Genomic DNA, 19,141 nt, shown 5'->3' with positions numbered 1-19,141 from the left:
AGCCTTTCATTTTGCACAATCGTCGGGACAATGCCCCCGAACTTGCCTTGGAGGATTCGCGAATGCGCGCCAGAAGACTGCCCTTTGTTCTGCTTTTCGCCTTCATGGCGTTTGCGGCCGCACCGGTGGTCAGGCAGGCATTGGCCGAGGAGACCAAGACCGATCCCGGCCTGTCCGATGTGCTGACCGACCTGCTGCATGGTGTCGAGGGCGAGAACGCCACGGCTGGTCCCGACAAGCGTGTGCCGTTCGGCCGCGAGGAGGTGCAGCTGTCGTTTGCACCGCTGGTCAAGCAGACGGCGCCCGCCGTGGTCAATGTCTATGCCTCGCAGACCGCCAAGGTGACATCGCCTTTCGACGGGGATCCGTTCTTCGAGGAATTCTTCGGCCGCTCGCAACCGCGTGCGCAGTCTTCGCTGGGCTCCGGCGTGCTGGTCGATCCGACCGGCATCGTGGTCACCAATTACCACGTCATCAAGGATGCCGACCAGGTCAAGGTGGCGACCGCTGACGGGCGTGAGTTCGACAGCAAGGTGCTGCTCAAGGACGAGACGCTCGACCTCGCCGTGCTCAAGATCACCTCGGACAAGCCGTTTCCGGTCATTGCCATCGGCGATTCCGACGCGCTCGAGGTCGGCGATCTGCTGCTGGCCATCGGCAACCCCTTCGGCGTCGGCCAGACCACCACCAGCGGCATCGTCTCGGCACTGGCCCGCAGCCATATCGGCGTCTCCGATTCCAGCTTCTTCATCCAGACCGACGCCGCCATCAATCCTGGCAATTCCGGCGGCGCGCTGATCAACATGGGCGGCCAGCTGGTCGGCATCAACACCGCCATCTACAGCCGCAGCGGCGGTTCGATCGGCATCGGCTTTGCCATTCCCTCGAATATGGTTCGCGCCTTTGCCGACGCGGCCAAGGCCGGGCTCGATTTCTTCGAACGGCCCTATATCGGCGCCGAGTTCGAAGCGGTGACACCGCAGATCGCCGAATCACTCGGCATGGAGAAGCCGACCGGTGCGCTGGTCTCGTCGGTTGAGACGACAGGACCCGCCGCCAAGGCGGGGCTCAAGCCCGGCGACGTCGTGCTGCAGCTCAACGGCAAGCCGGTCGAGAGCATCGAAGCGTTGGACTACCGGATGGCGACGCTGTCGATCGGCACCACCGCGAATTTCGCGGTTTTGACCAAGGGCCAGCAGGCGGCGATGGATATCGCGCTGGAACGTGCTCCGGAAGGCATGAAGGCTGCCGAGGTGACGCTGCATGGGCGCAGCCCGTTCTCGGGCGCCAAGGTCGCGGAGCTGTCGCCCCGGCTCGCGCAGCGGCTTGGCCTGCGCACGGACATCAAGGGCGTCACCGTGGTTGACATCAACCGCGATTCACCGGCCGCCGATTTCGGCTTCCAGCCGGGCGACATCGTGCGCGAGGTGAACGGCACCACCATCGATACCGCGGCGACCCTGGAGCTGGCGGCCAAGACGGATACGCGCTGGTGGCGCTTTACGGTCGAGCGCGGCGGGCAGATACTGCGTCAGGTGTTGCGTTATTAGGGCTGGGTTCCGTGCATTCGGGCTCATGCTCCAACGAAAAAGAAGTGCATGGCCGATCTGTTCAGCGTCGATGAACCGGAAAAGACGCCGCCCGGGCGGCCGCTGGCCGACAGGCTGCGGCCTAAGAATCTTGGCGAGGTCGTCGGCCAGGAGCATCTGACCGGCCCTGACGGCGCGCTGACCCGGTTGATCGGTTCCGGCTCGCTCGGCTCGATGATTTTCTGGGGGCCGCCCGGCACCGGCAAGACCACCGTGGCGCGCCTGCTTGCCGGCGAAACCAGCCTGGCCTTCGAGCAGATATCGGCTGTCTTTTCCGGCGTCGCCGACCTGAAGAAGGTGTTCGAATCAGCCAAATTGCGCCGTGCCAATGGCCGCCAGACCTTGCTGTTCGTCGACGAGATCCATCGCTTCAACCGCGCCCAGCAGGACAGCTTTCTCCCGGTCATGGAAGACGGAACTGTCGTGCTGGTTGGCGCCACGACCGAAAACCCGTCCTTCGAATTGAATGCTGCCTTGTTGTCGCGCGCGCGCGTTCTGGTCTTCCACTCGCTTGGCGAGGAGAGCATCGCCAAGCTGATGGCGCGGGCCGAGGAGACCGAGGGCAGGGCGCTGCCGCTTGACGACGAGGCGCGGGCCATGCTCATCCGCATGAGCGATGGCGACGGCCGGGCCTCGCTGACGCTCGCGGAAGAAGTCTGGCGGGCGGCAAAGCCCGGCGAAGTCTTCGATCCCGAGGGTCTGCAGCGCATCGTCCAGCGCCGCGCGCCGATCTACGACAAGGGCCAGGACGGCCACTACAATCTGATCTCGGCGCTGCACAAATCGGTACGTGGTTCCGATCCTGACGCGGCTCTCTACTATCTCGCGCGCATGTTCGATGCCGGCGAGGATCCGCTCTATCTAGGCCGCCGGCTGGTGCGCATGGCCATGGAAGACATCGGCCTTGCCGACCCGCAGGCGCTTGTCGTCGCCAATGCCGCCAAGGATGCCTACGACTATCTCGGCTCGCCCGAGGGCGAACTCGCCTTTGCCGAGGCCACCGTCTATCTCGCCACCGCACCCAAATCCAATGCCGTCTACAACGCTTTCAAAGCGGCCACGCGCGCCGCCAAGGAACATGGCTCGCTGCTGCCGCCCAAGCACATCCTCAACGCGCCGACCAAGCTGATGAAAGAGGAGGATTATGGCGCCGGCTATCGTTACGACCATGACGAGCCGGACGCCTTTTCGGGTCAGGATTATTTTCCCGAGAAGATGGGCCGCCAGACCTTCTATGATCCGCCCGAGCGCGGCTTCGAGCGCGACATCAGGAAGCGGCTCGACTATTGGGCGAAGCTGCGCAAGGAGCGGGAATAGCCGGTTTGCGTGAGGCCGTTGACCAGATCCACCAGGCAGCCAGCCGGCCACGATAGCAGGGCCGTTGTGTGGTAACCCAAAAAACCTTATCAAGGCGCACGGCCGGGCGGTGGCCGTTGCCTTGATTTGGGCACCTCATTCGCAACAGGATCGCGCTTCGCGCGTGGAAAAATGACAAAAACCCTTCGCAAATCCCTTCGCAAGTTCGCCATTGCCATCCCGCTTCTCGCCCTTGGCTTCTATTTCATTCCCATCCTGACGACGATCTTCATCATCTGCGGCCTGATCGACGTGCTGCGCAACGACCGCAAGGATCTGTCGCTGTTCTCAGGCTATTTTCTCGGCAACGGCCTGTTCACCTGGCTGCTTTCGCCGTTCAACCTGCTGGTCGACCTCTTGTGCTACAGAAATCCGGGCGTCTGGAAGCTGGAGCAGTTTCCCGCCGACTATCAGCGCGAGGTCAACGAGGTCCTGGACATCTTCAAGGCGCGCAAGGATGAGATCATTGCCGATATCGATGCCAATTTCGGCGCCGGCCGGCGCGGCATGTATGTCTACCAGTGGTATGGCAAGCACAGGATCGACAATGTCGCCGAGTTCAACAAGGATTTCAAATACATCAAGACCATCGCCGTTTCCGTCTTCAGCAAGCGCGAATCGACCTCCTGGCATTTCGGCCCGCTGCGGCTCAGCCTGCGCATTCTCTACAATCTGGTCCCGGTGAAATCGGAAATTTTCGTCGAGTGCGGCAACGTCAAGAACTACTGGTACGACAATCCGCTGTTCATCTTCGACGACACGCTGCTGCATCGCTCGGTCAACGAGTATGACGGCCGCCGCTACTGCGTGTTCATGGACATTATCAGGCCATCCCCGGTTCCCCGCCTCATCGCGGGCATGCTCGCCGTCGTCTCGGTGAGCGTCGAGCGCATCAATTCCATGTTCTACAAGAACTGGAAGATGATCGGTTCGACCAAGCCGAAGAATGTCGGGACGACCTGAACTTTAGAAAATCGGCGCTGCCGGCGGCATTTGGGTGCTCTGCGTGTGAGACTTGGCCATCCTTGTGGCCGCTCATGTGCCGGAACGGCTCCTGGCTGCATGAACGGCGGCCTCGGGCTGACTTTGACAGTTCTGCCTCTTCTCCTTCTGGCGGCCGCAAGTGACGAAGAACAAATCTCTCGGATTTTGGGCAACGACATATGTGTGCACCGCTCTTGTGGGAGTTGCTCTTGCTCTCACCTATGTAGGGCTTGAACAGCCTGTATATTACTGGGACTTCGCTGCCTATTTCGACACGTTTAGCCGGCAAGGCACGCTCCTGGTCCAGAGCCCTCTCGAGTGGCTCAGCCATTTGAGGACCTCGATCGCCATGGATGACTACAGTGCGGCGATCCTGGTGCCGCTGATGCCGTTTCACATCATTTTTGGCGATTCGCGGTTTTCCTACATCGCCGGAATAGTCGCTGTTTATCTGGTCCCGACCGCTCTTCTCATCGGCAGGATAAGCTATCTGGAGGCGGCGACCGGGACGTCTTCATGCCGAAACTGGCTCACCGTATGGATTGCGGCCTTTCTCTACACGCCCTTCTGGGCGGCGACCCTTCGTGGGTTGCCTGACATTGCCGGCTGTCTCGCGCTTTGCGCGGCAACCTATTTTCTCTGGAAATCGAGGTTCCTGACCCAGGAACCGGTGATCGGCGGAATACGTGTCGGCGTATGCCTGTGGTTGGCATTCGTGCTGCGCCGCTGGTATGCCTATCCCGTCATCGGGGTCGGAATTTCCGCAGCCTTCTTCTGTTTTCTGCAGGTCGCCAAAGACCGCGACTTTCCGGCTCTCCGCAATGCCGCCGTCGGGGGCCTGTGCGCGATCCTCGTGGTTGTCGGAGCCGCGCTGACCTTCCAGCAACCCCTGATCCTCAAGATACTGGGAACCAGCTATGGCGACCTTTACAGCGGATACAAGACAAGCTTCGTTTCACAGGTTGACCAGGTAGGATCGCGGCTCAGCTATGTGAACTGGCTGTTGATCGTATTCGGCCTTTACATCTCCATCATACGCCAAAACAGATTTTCCCTGTTCTGTGCCGTTGCTTCGGTACTCACCTTCTTCCTCTTCACCCGCATGCAGGACCCGGATCGCCATCATTCGGTGCCAATGTTTCTTTGGCTCTTTCCTGCCTACGCCCAGGCAATCGTTGCGGTCGTGTCGATGCCGGCGCTGAGATCGCGATGGTCGAACGCCGCGATAGCCGTTGCCGCCGTACTGGCGTTTTTCGGTACCTTTTTCCCGATAAGCCGCCAGGTGCTGTCACCGATCAGCTACGTCTTTGCCAGGGAAGCCACGCTCCCGCTGCACCTCGACAATCTTCCAGAATACAGGCGCCTTATCGATGACCTTCTTGGAAAGATGGGATCCGAGGACCGGTTGTCGGTATTTGCATCCAGCGGGATCATGAGCGACTCATTACTGTATGAAATGGACAAGGACCTTTACCCTCGCATCGAGTGGGCTTGTCAGGTCGATAGCCGCGATCGATTCAGACCGGCGGCATTGAAGTCCAAATACGTTGTCGTGACCGATCCGCCCCTTATCCATCTGCAGCCGGGCGCGCAGCTCTGTGTCTCGATACCGGACCAATCCATTGTCGAGGGCAAAGGCATCGGCGCAGCATACAGGCGCATCGCGGCTTACCAGCTGTCCGGCGACGTCAAGGGCTACCTCTACGAACAGGTGCGCCCTATCGGCAAAACGGAGATCGATGACCTCTATAACGAGTTCAGGAAAAAGTATCCGGGATGGGCAACGCCTGAGTGGTGAGCTCGATCTGCGTGCGGTTGCGCCCGCAACGAGGGATTGACGGGGCAGCCGTGCGGGGGCAGTAAACGGTCATGTTCAACCTGTTTCTCGTCGTCGTCGGTGGCGGCATCGGTGCCGGAATTCGTCACCTTACCAACATCGGCGCGCTGCGCCTTGTCGGCCCCAGCTATCCCTGGGGCACGATGGCCATCAACATCATCGGCTCCTTCGCCATGGGGCTGTTCATCGCCTCCATGATGCGCCGTGGCGGATCGAACGAGGTCAGGCTTTTCGTTGCTACCGGCATTCTTGGCGGCTTCACCACCTTCTCAGCCTTTTCGCTCGATTTCGCGACGCTGTGGGATCGGGGAGCCACGCTGCCTGCGCTGGCTTATGCCCTTGCCAGCGTCATTGGCGCCATTATCGCCCTGTTCCTGGGACTTTGGCTCGCAAGAAGCCTGCCTTAGTGCTATTGCCGCGCCAAGAACAGGCCGGGCTTCGCTCGGGAAACGGATAAGCGACAAAAAACATGGCAGGCGTTGAACAGATCACGGTGGAGGCCGGCGAGGCGGGCATGCGGCTCGACCGCTGGTTCAAGACCCATTTCCCGGGCCTTGGTTTCGGCCATTTGCAGAAGCTTCTGCGCTCCGGCCAGATCCGTGTCGACGGCGGCCGGGTCAAGGCCGACACCCGTGTCGAGCCCGGCCAGATGGTTCGCGTCCCACCGCTCGAGGTCGACAAGAAGGGCGAGAGTGCGCTGACCGGCCACTCGATCCGCAACCAGGGCGATGCCGATGTCCTGTCGAAAATGCTGATCCATGAGGACCCTAAGGTTTTCGTCTTCAACAAGCCGGCGGGCCTTGCGGTGCAGGGCGGCTCGGGCGTCACCCGCAATGTCGACGACATGCTGGAAGCCTGGCGCAACCAGAAGGGCGAGAAGCCCAGATTGGTTCACAGGCTCGACCGCGACACCTCGGGCGTGCTGGTCGTCGCCCGCAGCCGGCTGGCCGCCATGAAGCTCTCGGAAGCGTTTCGCGCCCGCGAGACCAAGAAGACCTATTGGGCGCTGGTCAAGGGCGTGCCGCCCAAGCGCGAGGACAAGATCTCGACCTGGCTGATCAAGGAGCCGACGCCGGACGGTGACCGCGTGCGTGTCGCCGCGCACGGCGAAAAGGGCGCCGATCACGCCGTGTCCTACTACCGGATCATCGAGCAGGCGGCGCAGACGATGACCTGGCTTGAGATGGAGCCTTATACCGGCCGTACCCACCAGCTTCGCGTTCATGCAGCCCACATCGGCTGCCCGATCCTGGGCGATCCGAAATATTTCGAGGCCGACACCAACTGGGACTTTCCCGGCGGCATTCAAAACCGCCTGCATCTGCACGCCCGCCGCATCATCATTCCGCATCCCGACAAGGGCGTCATCGATGTCACCGCGCCAATGCCGCCGCACATGCGCCAGAGCTGGAACCTGATCGGCTTCGACGACGCCAGCGCGGAGGACTGATCGTGAGCGGCGCCACCGACGCGCTCGACCGGCGCGACACGGTCGACATGGCCGCCGCCGCCATCATGGTCGGGCTGACCTTTTCCTGGGGGCTGAATTACGTCGCCGCCAAGATCTCCTACGCCGGCTATGATCCGGTTTTCCTGTCGATCGCGCGCTCGATCATCGGCGGCCTGTGTGTCTTTGCCTGGTGCCGGTGGCGCGGCATCGCGCTTTTCACGCGCGACGGGACCTTGCTCGCCGGCATCGTGGTTGGCGCGCTTTTCGGCATCGAGTTCCTTTGCCTTTATGTCGGCCTGGAGCATACGACCGTTGCCCGCAACACGCTGCTGGTCAACACGATGCCGTTCTGGATGCTGCTCGGCGGCCATTTCCTGCTCGGCGAGCAGATCACATTGAGAAAACTCCTTGGCCTGCTGCTGGCCTTTGCCGGCCTTGCCGCGGTGTTTTCCGACAAGCTTGGCGGCAGCGGAGACATGCTGTTCGGCGATCTGCTGAGCCTTGGCTCCGGATTCTTCTGGGCTTTGACCAACATCCTCATCAAGCGCTCGAAGCTGGTCGAGGCGAGCGCCGAGAAGCTTTTGCTTTACCAGCTCGCCGGGGCAGCGATCGTCGGCATATTGGTGCTGCCTCTCGCCGGCCCGCCCGTTCGCGACCCGACCGTGCTGCCGACTTTGGCGCTGCTTTTCCAGGCTGTCTACATCGTCGCCTTCACCTATGTGCTGTGGTTCTGGCTGCTGCGGCGCTATCCGGCGTCGGGCCTGTCCAGTTTCACCTTCCTGTCGCCGGTTTTCGGCGTTTTGTGCGGCGCCATGTTCTTGAATGAGCCGCTGACCATGCGCATTTTCCTGGCACTCGGCCTGATTGCCGCCGGCCTGATCATCGTCAACCGGCCGGTGCGCAAGCTGACGCCGGTGTAAGAGAGACCTTCTATGCGTGACATCCTCAACGACCTCGAAGCGGGCAAATATCTTTCCGACCCGGATCCGGTGCGCCGCGCCCAGATCCAGATGAAGACGCCTCTGCCGAAGCGCTTCTACAAAACCGTGTCGGTCGTGCCGGTCGAAGGCGGCTTTGCCGTGCATCTCGACGGCAAGCCGGTGCGCACGCCGGGCAAGGCGCTGCTGGCAGTGCCTACCGAGGCGGCAGCCGCGCTCGTTGCCAACGAGTTCGCCGCCCAAAGCGAGACCATCAATCCGGTGACCATGCCGGTGATGCGGCTTGTGAACACCGCCATCGATGGCGTCGCCAGCGACCCGCAGGCGGTGCTGGAGGATATCCTGCGCTTTGCCTCGTCCGATCTGCTCTGCTACCGCGCCGACGTACCGCAGGGGCTGGTGGAGCGGCAGAACCAGCATTGGGATCCGGTGATCGACTGGGCGAGGGGAACACTCGGGGTCCGTTTCAATCTCGCCGAGGGGATCATCCATGTCGAGCAGCCGCGTGAGACCATCGCGGTGCTGGGCAGCCATCTTGCCCAGCGAACAGAGCCGCTGCGGCTCGCCGCCATCCATGTGATGACGTCGCTGACCGGTTCGGCTCTGCTGGCGCTGGCTGTCGATTTCGGGGAACTCGATGCCGAGAGTGCCTGGGCCGCTGCCCATGTCGACGAGGACTGGCAGATCGAGCAATGGGGGCAGGATGCGGAGGCCGTTGCCCGCCGCGCGGCTCGCAAGCGCGACATGATGGCTGCTGTCGGCCTGCTGGAAGTGCTCAAGGGCTAAGGGCGTTTCCCAGCTCGCCCGGTTTCATCCCGCAGCGCACCTAATACCAAAGTCATAATCCCAAAGACGCGCTGCCTTTGGCGGGCGCTTTCTGTCATTTTTCCCGAATGGCTGTCGTTGAGTCCGTGCTCGGAGGAGAACGCGGACGGTGTCGCGCAGCACTGAGAACGGGTCTCACGGGAGGATAACGCAATGGCAATAGCATCGACCGCCGGCGGAGCAAGCCGCGGCATGACGCGGGAGGAGAAGAAAGTCATCTTCGCTTCCTCGCTCGGCACCGTTTTCGAATGGTATGATTTCTATCTCTACGGCTCGCTGGCAGTGTTCATTGGTTCGACCTTTTTCAGTCCAGCCATCCCGGAAGCGACCCGCAATATCTTCGCGCTGCTGGCTTTCGCCGCAGGCTTCCTTGTGCGCCCGTTCGGCGCACTGCTATTCGGCCGCATCGGTGACCTTGTCGGCCGTAAATATACCTTCCTCGTCACCATGACGATCATGGGCCTGTCGACCTTCCTGGTCGGCTTGCTGCCCGGCTATGCCACTTTGGGCATCGCCGCTCCGGTGATCCTGATCATCCTGCGCATGCTGCAGGGCCTGGCACTGGGTGGCGAATATGGCGGCGCGGCCACTTACGTCGCTGAACATGCGCCGGACAACCGACGCGGCTACTACACCTCGTGGATCCAGACCACGGCGACGCTGGGCCTGTTCCTGTCGCTGGTTGTGATCCTGATCGTACAGGCTTCATTGAGCAAGGAAAACTATGCTGCCTGGGGTTGGCGTATTCCGTTCATCGTGTCTTTCCTGCTGCTCGGCATCTCGATCTGGATCCGGCTTTCGCTTTCCGAATCGCCGACCTTCCAGCGCATGAAGGATGAGGGCAAGGGCTCCAAGGCCCCGCTGACGGAAGCCTTCGGTCAATGGAAGAATGCCAAGATCGCACTGCTGGCGCTGCTCGGCCTCACCGCCGGTCAGGCCGTGGTCTGGTATAACGGCCAGTTCTACGCGCTGTTCTTCTTGACCAACGTGCTCAAGGTCGACGCGCAGTCGGTCAACATCATGATCGCGATCGCCCTGGCAGTCGGTTCGATCTTCTTCGTCGTCTTCGGCTGGCTCTCCGACAAGATCGGCCGCAAGCCGATCATCATGGCGGGCCTTGCCTTAGCGATTGTATGCACCTTCCCGCTGTTCAAGGCACTGACCTGGGCTGCCAATCCGGCGCTTGCCACAGCCCAGCAGAACACGCGGGCGACGGTGACGGCAGCACCTGGAGATTGCAAGTTCCAGTTCAATCCGGTGGGTACCGCGAAGTTCACGACATCCTGCGATATCGCGACCTCGTTCCTGACCAAGAACTCGGTTCCCTATGACGTCGTGTCGACGGCCGCCGCCGGCACACCCGCATCTGTCAAGATCGGCAACGAGACGGTCGAGTCCTATGACGCCATCGCCGCCGGTGATCAGGCCAAGGCCAAGGAAACCGCCTTCATCAAGGCCGTCAATATGTCGCTGCAGGACGGCGGCTATCCGCTGAAGCGCGCGGCAGCCAAGGTTGCGGACCAGAAGCTCGATGCGTTTGTTGCCGCCAACCCGGAACTGAAGCTGGACGCCGCTGCCATCCGTGCCGGTGAAAAGGCGACGGTGCCGATCGACCAGGCGGTCAAGGACAAGCTGCTGACCACCGATGAGGCAGCGGGCGCACCCGAAGTCACCGTCTACAACATTCCAGGCGGCGGCGCGTTCGCCATGTTCGCCGATCCTGCAGCAGTGAACTGGCCAATGACGATCGGCATCCTGTTCATCCTGGTGCTGTTCGTGACCATGGTCTACGGGCCGATCGCGGCGATTCTGGTCGAGATGTTCCCAACCCGCATTCGCTACACCGGCATGTCGCTGCCCTATCACATCGGCAATGGCTGGTTCGGCGGCCTGCTGCCGGCAACCGTGTTCGCGCTCAGCGCCTACAAGGGCGACATCTACTATGGCCTTTGGTACCCGGTGGTTATCGCGGCGATAACGCTGGTCATCGGCATGATCTTCGTCAAGGACACGCTCGGCACCGACCTGCACGCCAAAGAGTAGGCAGCCCCGGCGTTCAAAAGAAACCCCGGCGCGAGCAATCGCGCCGGGGTTTTTCTTTTCAGACCAATTCGTCGGCGAGGGCTGCTGCCCCTTTGTGTCAGCTCTTGCGGCCCCGGGCCTCATCCTCGATGGCTGCCTCATGGTACCAGCCGTCGCCGAAATCCGCGCGGGCACCACGCAGTGAGGCAAGCTCTGCCGCAAACTTAGCCTTTCCGCTCAAATTTGAGGCAGAGAGGCGCGCTGCCGCCGGGAACATCAAAATTTTGGCCGACGGTCGTGTGGAAATGATTTCCATTGCCGGGTTCCTTTCTTCCGCCGAACCTTTTCGATTCAACTTGGTCCGAAGATAAGGTCTGCAATCAAGTTAGGCAATATGCCTATGAAAAGATCAGCATTTGCACACTATTTGTGCAAAGAACGACTGTGATTGATCCGAACGCATCGCTTAGGTGGCTCACTGACTTCGAGTGGATACCGGGTCAATTTTGCCGCACCCTCCACACCAAGAATGGCACACGAATTGCATTTTAAGAATGCGGCAGGCCGGCTGCTGAAGGCAGACGCATGTCGACGCCGTTCAGTGTTCGGTGATCAAGCAACGAGAGGTTAGAATGACGAAATACAAGCTCGAGTATATCTGGCTCGATGGATATACCCCGGTCCCCAACCTTCGCGGCAAGACGCAGATCAAGGAATTCGCCGAATTCCCTGATCTCGAGCAGCTGCCGCTGTGGGGCTTCGATGGTTCCTCGACCCAGCAGGCCGAAGGGCACAGCTCCGATTGCGTGCTGAAGCCGGTCGCGGTCTATCCCGATCCCGCCCGCACCAACGGCGTGCTGGTCATGTGCGAAGTCATGATGCCCGATGGCGTCACGCCGCATGCCTCCAACAAGCGCGCCACCATCCTCGATGATGAAGGCGCCTGGTTCGGCTTCGAGCAGGAATATTTCTTCTACAAGGACGGTCGCCCGCTCGGCTTCCCCGAGAGCGGCTATCCCGCACCCCAGGGCCCGTACTACACCGGCGTCGGCTATTCCAATGTCGGCTCCGTCGCGCGCCAGATCGTCGAGGAGCATCTCGACCTTTGCCTTGCCGCCGGCATCAACCACGAAGGCATCAACGCCGAAGTTGCCAAGGGCCAGTGGGAATTCCAGATTTTCGGCAAGGGCTCCAAGAAAGCCGCCGACCAGATGTGGATGGCCCGCTACCTCATGCAGCGCCTGACCGAGAAATACGGCATCGACATCGAATACCACTGCAAGCCGCTCGGCGACACCGACTGGAACGGCTCGGGCATGCACGCCAACTTCTCGACCGCCTATATGCGCGAAGTCGGCGGCAAGGCCTATTTCGAAGCGCTGATGGCGGCCTTCGACAAGAACCTGATGGATCACATCGCCGTCTACGGCCCGGACAACGACAAGCGTTTGACCGGCAAGCACGAGACAGCGCCGTGGAACCGGTTCAGCTATGGCATTGCCGACCGTGGCGCCTCGATCCGCGTGCCGCATTCCTTCATCAAGGGCGACTACAAGGGTTATCTGGAAGACCGCCGTCCGAATTCGCAGGGCGACCCCTACCAGATCGCCTCGCAGATCCTGAAGACGATCGCTTCGGTTCCGGCAAGCGCCCAGGTTTCGGCCGCCGCGTAAGTGTTTCGAACTGTATGACAGGAGAACCCCGGTGTTCGCGCCGGGGTTCTTTTTTGGCCGTTACCCGGCTGACTGCATCCCTGGGGAAACATACCCAGAAAAAGTCAGGGAATTCACGCGGTCGCAAATCGCCCGGGAGTTCTGACCGCAGCCGTGTGAGCCTCCGGCGATCACTCGCTATAAAGCCCGGAAAAGCGCCTTTTTCCAGCCCTTATCCGGGGCAATGGACCTTCCATAAGCATCTGTTCATACAGCAGAATCGGTCATTCGCGGCCCGGCTGGCGGCGTTGACAGATCACGCCGCGGCATGCGTATTCGCAGGCCTTGGGGTTACGTCACGCAATGCTGTTCGGACGGGCGGGGTTTTCTTGAACGGCGGCATTGGCGTGGGCGCCGGACGAGCGGTCACTGTAGCCTGAGACAGTGCTCCGCTCGCTCCTGGCTCCGACGTTGGCGACCGAGCGGCCTCCCTTGATCATCTACCGAACACCGCCGAGTTGTGATTGAAGTCACCGGACCGATGCGCTCAAGCCGGCCGCTCCGATGGACCGTGGGTCCAAGAATCCAGGCATCGTATGATCGTCGAAGACGAAAGGCGGATACGGCTGTCCATGCGCGACTGCCGCGCGTGGAGACATGCCGGTCGGCTGGCAATTCCTATTGGAGCACAGCAAAAAGCCCTTGAAAGAGGGAGTCTTTCAAGGGCTTTGAGAATTATAGCTAATCTTGGACTGAGACTGAAATCTCAGACGGAGTAGTACATGTCGTATTCGACCGGATGCGGGGTCATTTCGAAGCGCATCACCTCGGCCATCTTCAGCTCGATGTAGCTGTCGATCTGGTCGTCGTCGAAGACGCCGCCGGCTTTCAGGAAGCCGCGGTCCTTGTCGAGGCTTTGCAGGGCTTCGCGCAGCGAGCCGCAGACGGTCGGGATCTTCTTCAGCTCCTTCGGCGGCAGGTCGTAGAGATCCTTGTCCATCGGCTGGCCGGGATGGATCTTGTTCTTGATGCCGTCGAGGCCGGCCATCAGCAGCGCGGAGAAGGCGAGGTAGGGGTTCGCGCCCGGATCGGGGAAGCGGACCTCGACGCGCTTGGCCTTCGGCGACGAGCCGAACGGGATACGGCAGGACGCCGAGCGGTTGCGCGCCGAATAGGCGAGCAGAACCGGCGCTTCGTAACCCGGCACCAGGCGCTTGTAGGAATTGGTCAGCGGGTTGGTGAAGGCGTTGATCGCCTTGGCATGCTTGATGACGCCGCCGATGAAGAACAGGCAGCTTTCCGACAGACCGGCATATTCATTGCCGGCGAAGGTCGGCTTGCCGTTCTTCCAGATCGACATGTGGACGTGCATGCCCGAGCCGTTGTCGCCGAAGATCGGCTTCGGCATGAAGGTCGCCGTCTTGCCATAGGCATTGGCGACCTGGTGGACGACATATTTGTAGATCAGCATCTTGTCGGCGTTGCGCACCAGTGCGTCGAACTTGATGCCGAGTTCGTGCTGGGCCGCCGCCACCTCATGGTGATGCTTTTCGACGCGCACGCCCATCTCGGCGAGCACGGTCAGCATTTCCGAGCGCATGTCCTGCGCGCTGTCGATCGGCGGCACCGGGAAGTAGCCGCCCTTGACGCGCGGACGGTGGCCGAGATTGCCGGTCTCGTAGTCGGTGTCGTCGTTCGACGGCAGTTCCGTGGAGTCGAGCTTGAAACCGGTGTTGTAGGGATCGGCCTTGTACTTCACGTCGTCGAAGACGAAGAATTCGGCTTCCGGGCCGACATAGATGGTGTCGCCGATGCCTTCGGCCTTCATGTAGGCCTCGGCCTTCTTGGCCGTGCCGCGCGGATCGCGGTTGTAGGATTCACCCGAAACCGGATCGAGGATGTCGCACAGGATGACCATGGTCGACTGGGCGAAGAACGGATCCATGTGAACCGTTTCCGGGTCGGGCATCAGCACCATGTCGGACTCATTGATGGCCTTCCAACCGGCAATCGACGAGCCGTCGAACATCACGCCATCGGCGAACATGTCTTCCTCGACCTCGATGACATCCATCGTCACGTGTTGCAGCTTGCCCTTCGGGTCTGTGAAGCGCAGGTCGACGAATTTCACGTCGTTGTCCTTGATCTGCTTCATGATGTCTTTGGCTGTCGTCATGTCATGTATCCCTGTGTGATGACTTTTTTTGATGATGACGTTTTCAGGAGGATGGGGCGGTCGGTTCAGACCGCGTCCATGCCCGTTTCGCCGGTGCGTATCCGCACGACTTCCTCGATATTGGAGACGAAGATCTTGCCGTCGCCAATACGGCCGGTCTGGGCCGCCTTGCGGATGGCCTCGATCGCGCCTTCGACCGCGTCGTCGCCAAGCACGACCTCGATCTTCACCTTGGGCAGGAAATCGACGACATATTCGGCGCCGCGATAGAGTTCCGTATGGCCCTTCTGACGACCGAAGCCTTTTGCTTCGGTGACAGTGATGCCTTGCAGTCCGGCTTCCTGAAGCGCTTCCTTCACTTCGTCCAGCTTGAATGGCTTGATGATCGCTTCGATCTTTTTCATGTAAAAAGTGGCCTCCACTGCCAAAAAAACGGGTTGTGACCCCCCGCTTGCGCCTCCATCAAGCACGAACTGTGCCAATTCAGCGGATTCGAAGCGGTCTCATAAGATTTCAAAGCCGCGCCGCACCGGGATGCAAATTCACGCCATTCACTGCACCGGAAGCGGCATGGGCTGCCAGAGCCTACACAGCGCCAGCACCCACGTCCGCACAAAAATCAGGCATATCGCCTATCCCTCAGGCAATTTTCTGCCCGCGATGCCTTCGTGCCGACGTTATGGCTGCAGATCTCGGCAACTCCCCCTTGTTTGCTTGGGATCGAAATTGGACAATGCTTGATAGCATGCGGATCGGCAATCCATGAGCAACGAACTTCTTTCCCCGGCCGAAATGAGCGAGGCCGATCGGCTGACGATTGCCGCTGGCCCAACCGACGGCATCGGCCTGATGCGGCGCGCTGGTGAAGCGGTCGCGGCTGAGATTCTCAAGCGTTATCCCGCAGCGCCGCATGTCCATGTGCTGTGCGGTCCCGGCAACAATGGCGGCGATGGCTATGTCGTTGCCCGCATCCTGGCCGCCAGCGGCGTCGGCACAACGATCTGGTCATCCGGAGCGCCAAGGCCGCAAAGCGATGCGGCGCTCGCCGCCGCGGAATGCCAGATCAAGCCCCGGCCGCTGTCCGATTTCGACGCCGAGTCTGGCTCGATCGTGATCGACGCGCTCTATGGGGCAGGGCTGTCCAAGCCGCTGTCCGGCGATGCCGCGAAAGCCGTCGATACAGTGACAGCCTTGCGCCTGCCTGTGGTCGCGATCGACTTGCCGTCGGGCGTTTCGGGAGCCAGCGGCGAAATATTGAGCAGGGCGTTTCGCGCCGAGCTCACCGTCACCTTCGCCCGGAAAAAGCCCGGCCACTTGCTGCTGCCGGGGCGCGGGCAATGCGGTGAAATCGTGCTCGCCGATATCGGCATCGGCGACGGCATCATCGCCCAGCTCGCTGTGTCGACCTTCGAGAATGTGCCGGACCTGTGGTTGCGGGAATTTCCGGTGCCTGCGGTGGACGCGCATAAATACAAGCGCGGCCATGTCGGCGTCTTTTCCGGCGGTCCCAGTGCTACCGGCGCGGCGCGGCTGTCGGCGATGGCCGCCGCGAGAAGCGGGGCAGGGGCGGTCACCGTGCTGTCGCCTGGCAATGCCATGCAGGTGAACGCGACGCACCTGACCTCGATCATGCTGCGCGAGGCGGGCTCGCTCGAGGAGGTGCAGGAATTTCTGACGGCGCGCCATCCCGAGGCGCTGGTGTTCGGACCGGGGCTCGGGCCAAAGCCCAAGGTGGGCGATTTCGCCCTGCAGCTGATCAAGGTCTTTGCGGATGGTGCACGCAACGAGGCAGCCCCAAGCCACGCTGCGATCGTGCTGGACGCGGACGCCATCACCTCTCTGGCCCATCAGCCCTCGGCGCTGTTCGAAGCCGCCCGTCAGCCGAACGCTCCGGCGTTGGTGATGACACCGCATGACGGTGAATTCGGCCGGCTGTTCCCCGATATCGCTGGCGACAAAACCCTGTCGAAGCTGGCCAAGGCGCGAGCGGCCGCCGCGCGGGCCAATGCCGTCATCGTCTACAAGGGCGCCGACACGGTGATCGCTGTTCCCGATGGCAAAGCGGCGATCAATTCCAACGGCGCGCCATGGCTGGCCACAGCCGGGTCAGGCGATGTGCTGTCGGGCATCATTGCCGGTCTGCTGGCGCAAGGCATGCCGCCCTTCGAGGGTACCTGTGCGGCGGTGTGGCTGCACGCCGAAGCAGGCAGCCGGTTCGGACCCGGTCTGATCGCCGAGGATCTGCCTCTGGCGCTGGTGCCGGTGTTGCGCGAACTCTTCGACGCGCGCATGGCTGTTCCATGAAACGCCCCCTGGCTCTGCTGCTCGCCACTCTCTTTGGCGCCTTCGTGGCGTCGACGGCGCGCGCCCAAGGTCCTGTGACGATCATCGACGACCCGGCGGTGCTCGCTGCGCTCGATGCCAAGGGCTATGGCTTTGCCGACGTTTTCGCGGTCGACGGCGAGGACGGCCTGAAGACGCTTTACGACGAGGCGCCGGCCTATCACGCCATCGTCGAAACGGTAGCCTCCGATGTTGCAGCACTCCGTGCCGAGATGAAGGCCGGCGGGCGGCCGCTCTACGAGGTCACCGACGGCAATGTCGGCCGCATCATGGACATGCGCTGGCTCAAGACCGATGCCGCGCGCTTCCGGCTGGTCGGCGTCGTCAACCGGCTCGACCGTCGCGACTTCACCATGCTGCAAGGCGACAGGAGCTGCGGCGAGGTGCGCTTCATCTACCGCCTGGCCTACAGTTTTCGCAAGAACGGCAAGCTGCTGGCATCGCGCCTGCCGTTCAATTTTAATGCCGTCTACAGCGCCGCGCCCGATGCCGATGGCGGCTGCGTCGGCACTGTCGGACGCTGGACGCCACAGCTTGACGAGAGCGTCGATGCCGGCTGGCTGACCGGCGGGCCGCTGGAGAGAGCTGGGCTGACCTTCAAGCAGCTGGAGCTCAACGCGCAGGTGGTGCGCTTCCCGTCCGGCCAGGAAACCGAGTTCGGCGGGCAGGCGGCCTATCTCATGCGGGTATTCGGCATCGATGGCGCTGCTATCAGCGAGAAGCCGCTGGAGAACACGCCCGACACCGCACGACTCTCGCAGGACGCGGCGATGAAGGCACGGCTCGCCGCCTATGTCGGCGCCAATTTGCCGGCGGTCGACGAAGGTGTTTATGAAATCCCCGACGAGTTCCTGGCCAGGAAGATCATCTCATGGTCGACTTTCGGCAGTGCACGGCAGGCCAATCATCCGTTTACGCAATTATTCCCACCCGAGGAATTCGCACCGCTCGATTATTCCGCGCTGAAACTGGTGCGCACGCCGGAAGCGCTGATCGAGCGGCTGGACAATGGCGCCTGCCAGGGTTGCCATCAGGCCGGCTCCACCGCCGGTTTCCATTTCATCGGGCTAGACGACAAGACGACGTCGCCGTTGAACCGCATCGAGGTCGGGATTTCACCGCATCTTCATGCCGAGATCCCGCGGCGCCAGGCGTGGCTCGCCGCCACGGCCGAAGGCAAGCAGCCGAACCGCTTCCGTCCGCTCTCCTTTGCGCCGCCGGCGGTCTGGACGAACGCCGATGCGGTCGATTACGCGCCGGCCGAGATGACCATGCCGTGCCTGATGCCGGAAGATGCGGCCCGCTTTGGTGCGACCTGGCAATGCGGTGGCGGCACCGTCTGCACGCCGCTGGCCACCGCTTCGGGCGTGCAGACGAAACTGGCGCAATGCCTGCTGCCCAAGGACAGCGAAAAAATATTTTCCGGGCATCCCTGCCTGACCGGCTCGATCGCCAGCAACGCGGCGCAGCCTTTCAACGACCGCTACAGCAAATCGGGCCAGTTCGCGGCTTTCGCGCCTGACGTTTCGCGCACCGCCTACACCTGCCGTCCGCCGAAGATCGGCGTGCCGGGCGGCATCGCCTATCGCCGCTGCGATGACAACGACCGCACATTCGCCGCCTTCAAAGCCGGCAAGCCGATGCCGAACGAGATCTGCGGGCTGGTCGGCGGCAAGAAATTCGACATCTGCGTGGCCACCAACAATTTCGACCAATGCCTTGGCGGCGCCGTCAATCGCGGCAACCGGCCGGCCTGTTCGGCCGATCATTTCTGCCGCGAGGACTATATGTGCCAGTCGCTGCCGCCGGACACGCCAGGCATTGGCAAAGTCAAAGGCATCGGCTTCTGCTCGCCGACCTACTTCATCTTCCAGATGCGCATCGACAACCACGCGACGCCATGGGGCAGCCCCGTGCGAGCCACCATGGGAGCGGGGTTTGGGGCGGCGGAAGAAGAGTAACTTACCGC

15 protein-coding genes are annotated in these 19,141 nt (G+C 61.7%); 12 read left to right on the top strand and 3 right to left on the bottom strand.

Features of this window, described 5'->3' with window-relative positions; genetic code table 11:
• Positions 1-62: 62 nt before the first annotated feature.
• From MESCI2_RS0123695 to MESCI2_RS0123655, 9 genes are all read left to right on the top strand, one after another.
• Positions 63-1,550, top strand: coding sequence for a DegQ family serine endoprotease (locus MESCI2_RS0123695; protein WP_027038731.1), 1,488 nt, complete (start codon positions 63-65; stop codon positions 1,548-1,550).
• Between the two features lie 48 nt (positions 1,551-1,598).
• Positions 1,599-2,906, top strand: coding sequence for a replication-associated recombination protein A (locus tag MESCI2_RS0123690; RefSeq protein WP_027038730.1), 1,308 nt, complete (start codon positions 1,599-1,601; stop codon positions 2,904-2,906).
• 171 nt (positions 2,907-3,077) lie between these two features.
• Positions 3,078-3,908 carry an aspartyl/asparaginyl beta-hydroxylase domain-containing protein gene (locus MESCI2_RS0123685; RefSeq protein ID WP_027038729.1) on the top strand — a complete coding sequence of 277 codons (831 nt, stop codon included), beginning with the start codon at positions 3,078-3,080 and terminating at the stop codon, positions 3,906-3,908.
• 370 nt (positions 3,909-4,278) lie between these two features.
• On the top strand, positions 4,279-5,727 hold the full coding sequence (locus tag MESCI2_RS0123680) for a hypothetical protein (RefSeq protein ID WP_245270444.1): 1,449 nt from the start codon (positions 4,279-4,281) through the stop codon (positions 5,725-5,727).
• A gap of 71 nt (positions 5,728-5,798) precedes the next feature.
• The gene (gene crcB, locus MESCI2_RS0123675; protein ID WP_027038727.1) at positions 5,799-6,173 is read left to right on the top strand and encodes a fluoride efflux transporter CrcB; all 375 of its coding nucleotides are present in this window, start codon (positions 5,799-5,801) and stop codon (positions 6,171-6,173) included.
• A 62-nt stretch (positions 6,174-6,235) separates the two neighbouring features.
• A complete protein-coding gene (locus tag MESCI2_RS0123670; RefSeq protein ID WP_027038726.1) occupies positions 6,236-7,216 on the top strand; it encodes an RluA family pseudouridine synthase in 981 nt (326 codons plus the stop codon).
• Between the two features lie 47 nt (positions 7,217-7,263).
• Positions 7,264-8,136, top strand: coding sequence for a DMT family transporter (locus MESCI2_RS0123665; RefSeq protein ID WP_050596649.1), 873 nt, complete (start codon positions 7,264-7,266; stop codon positions 8,134-8,136).
• Positions 8,137-8,148: 12 nt separating this feature from the next.
• A complete protein-coding gene (locus tag MESCI2_RS0123660; RefSeq protein ID WP_027038724.1) occupies positions 8,149-8,940 on the top strand; it encodes an ATP12 family chaperone protein in 792 nt (263 codons plus the stop codon).
• Positions 8,941-9,132: 192 nt separating this feature from the next.
• On the top strand, positions 9,133-11,022 hold the full coding sequence (locus MESCI2_RS0123655) for an MFS transporter (RefSeq protein ID WP_027038723.1): 1,890 nt from the start codon (positions 9,133-9,135) through the stop codon (positions 11,020-11,022).
• A 97-nt stretch (positions 11,023-11,119) separates the two neighbouring features.
• Here the strand turns inward: MESCI2_RS0123655 and MESCI2_RS0123650 are convergent, their stop codons facing one another.
• Positions 11,120-11,317 (bottom strand): DUF2735 domain-containing protein, encoded by a 198-nt coding sequence (locus MESCI2_RS0123650; RefSeq protein WP_027038722.1) that lies wholly within the window; start codon positions 11,315-11,317, stop codon positions 11,120-11,122.
• A 316-nt stretch (positions 11,318-11,633) separates the two neighbouring features.
• Between MESCI2_RS0123650 and MESCI2_RS0123645 the strand changes: the two genes are divergently transcribed.
• Positions 11,634-12,674: a glutamine synthetase beta-grasp domain-containing protein gene (locus MESCI2_RS0123645; RefSeq protein ID WP_027038721.1), complete on the top strand. Its 1,041-nt coding sequence runs from the start codon at positions 11,634-11,636 to the stop codon at positions 12,672-12,674.
• Positions 12,675-13,419: 745 nt separating this feature from the next.
• Here MESCI2_RS0123645 and glnA read toward each other — a convergent pair.
• Both glnA and MESCI2_RS0123635 read right to left on the bottom strand, forming a co-directional pair.
• Complete coding sequence (gene glnA / locus MESCI2_RS0123640) at positions 13,420-14,829, bottom strand: type I glutamate--ammonia ligase (protein WP_027038720.1); 1,410 nt, start codon at positions 14,827-14,829, stop codon at positions 13,420-13,422.
• A 65-nt stretch (positions 14,830-14,894) separates the two neighbouring features.
• Complete coding sequence (locus tag MESCI2_RS0123635) at positions 14,895-15,233, bottom strand: P-II family nitrogen regulator (RefSeq protein ID WP_006205430.1); 339 nt, start codon at positions 15,231-15,233, stop codon at positions 14,895-14,897.
• Positions 15,234-15,591: 358 nt separating this feature from the next.
• On the opposite strand from MESCI2_RS0123635, the gene MESCI2_RS0123630 reads away from it, so the two are divergent.
• Together MESCI2_RS0123630 and MESCI2_RS0123625 are read left to right on the top strand one after the other, a co-directional pair.
• The gene (locus MESCI2_RS0123630; RefSeq protein WP_027038719.1) at positions 15,592-17,133 is read left to right on the top strand and encodes a bifunctional ADP-dependent NAD(P)H-hydrate dehydratase/NAD(P)H-hydrate epimerase; all 1,542 of its coding nucleotides are present in this window, start codon (positions 15,592-15,594) and stop codon (positions 17,131-17,133) included.
• Positions 17,130-19,133 (top strand): hypothetical protein, encoded by a 2,004-nt coding sequence (locus MESCI2_RS0123625; RefSeq protein WP_027038718.1) that lies wholly within the window; start codon positions 17,130-17,132, stop codon positions 19,131-19,133. Before MESCI2_RS0123630 ends, MESCI2_RS0123625 begins: the two co-directional genes overlap by 4 nt.
• The last annotated feature ends 8 nt before the right edge of the window (positions 19,134-19,141 follow it).

Origin of the sequence: Mesorhizobium ciceri WSM4083 (genome assembly GCF_000519305.1) — a bacterium.
GTDB lineage: Bacteria > Pseudomonadota > Alphaproteobacteria > Rhizobiales > Rhizobiaceae > Mesorhizobium > Mesorhizobium ciceri_B.
The sequence above is the reverse complement of the archived record's forward strand: the minus strand, read 5'-3'. Positions and strand labels throughout refer to the sequence as shown.

What these genes read in the sequence shown, in the direction of transcription:
- MESCI2_RS0123645 (WP_027038721.1), top strand. Translation starts at nt 11,634, where the DNA reads ATGACGAAATACAAGCTCGAGTATATCTGGCTCGATGGATATACCCCG.
- MESCI2_RS0123680 (WP_245270444.1), top strand. Translation starts at nt 4,279, where the DNA reads ATGGATGACTACAGTGCGGCGATCCTGGTGCCGCTGATGCCGTTTCAC.
- MESCI2_RS0123690 (WP_027038730.1), top strand. Translation starts at nt 1,599, where the DNA reads ATGGCCGATCTGTTCAGCGTCGATGAACCGGAAAAGACGCCGCCCGGG.
- MESCI2_RS0123625 (WP_027038718.1), top strand. Translation starts at nt 17,130, where the DNA reads ATGAAACGCCCCCTGGCTCTGCTGCTCGCCACTCTCTTTGGCGCCTTC.
- MESCI2_RS0123630 (WP_027038719.1), top strand. Translation starts at nt 15,592, where the DNA reads ATGAGCAACGAACTTCTTTCCCCGGCCGAAATGAGCGAGGCCGATCGG.
- MESCI2_RS0123635 (WP_006205430.1), bottom strand. Translation starts at nt 15,233, where the DNA reads ATGAAAAAGATCGAAGCGATCATCAAGCCATTCAAGCTGGACGAAGTG.
- MESCI2_RS0123685 (WP_027038729.1), top strand. Translation starts at nt 3,078, where the DNA reads ATGACAAAAACCCTTCGCAAATCCCTTCGCAAGTTCGCCATTGCCATC.
- MESCI2_RS0123655 (WP_027038723.1), top strand. Translation starts at nt 9,133, where the DNA reads ATGGCAATAGCATCGACCGCCGGCGGAGCAAGCCGCGGCATGACGCGG.
- MESCI2_RS0123660 (WP_027038724.1), top strand. Translation starts at nt 8,149, where the DNA reads ATGCGTGACATCCTCAACGACCTCGAAGCGGGCAAATATCTTTCCGAC.
- MESCI2_RS0123695 (WP_027038731.1), top strand. Translation starts at nt 63, where the DNA reads ATGCGCGCCAGAAGACTGCCCTTTGTTCTGCTTTTCGCCTTCATGGCG.
- crcB (WP_027038727.1), top strand. Translation starts at nt 5,799, where the DNA reads ATGTTCAACCTGTTTCTCGTCGTCGTCGGTGGCGGCATCGGTGCCGGA.
- MESCI2_RS0123650 (WP_027038722.1), bottom strand. Translation starts at nt 11,317, where the DNA reads ATGGAAATCATTTCCACACGACCGTCGGCCAAAATTTTGATGTTCCCG.
- MESCI2_RS0123670 (WP_027038726.1), top strand. Translation starts at nt 6,236, where the DNA reads ATGGCAGGCGTTGAACAGATCACGGTGGAGGCCGGCGAGGCGGGCATG.
- MESCI2_RS0123665 (WP_050596649.1), top strand. Translation starts at nt 7,264, where the DNA reads ATGGCCGCCGCCGCCATCATGGTCGGGCTGACCTTTTCCTGGGGGCTG.
- glnA (WP_027038720.1), bottom strand. Translation starts at nt 14,829, where the DNA reads ATGACGACAGCCAAAGACATCATGAAGCAGATCAAGGACAACGACGTG.